Raw genomic sequence first — 223 nt, 5'->3', positions numbered from 1 at the left:
TTACAGTCGGCTCTGACGGTGTGACGCTGACGATCACCGGGGAGCCGGGTGGGACAGCGACGATCTACAATGCTGATGGCAGCGTGCTTGACACGGTTGATCTTGGCGAGACTGGCACTGCGACTTATGTTGCTGCTGCGAGCAATGGCCAGGACATCACGGTGACGCAAAGCGATGCTGCTGGCAATGAATCGGAAGCGGCTTCTGCGACACTCCCCGATAC

The 223-nt window shown here is 58.7% G+C and carries 1 protein-coding gene; it reads left to right on the top strand.

Annotated features, from left to right (window positions below):
• The coding region (locus ABE530_RS19785; protein ID WP_499695745.1) for an Ig-like domain-containing protein at positions 1-223 on the top strand (223 nt) is incomplete at both ends.

The sequence above is a fragment of the Brucella sp. TWI559 genome (assembly GCF_039674265.1).
Classification (GTDB): domain Bacteria; phylum Pseudomonadota; class Alphaproteobacteria; order Rhizobiales; family Rhizobiaceae; genus Brucella; species Brucella chromiisoli.
The sequence above is the reverse complement of the archived record's forward strand: the minus strand, read 5'-3'. Positions and strand labels throughout refer to the sequence as shown.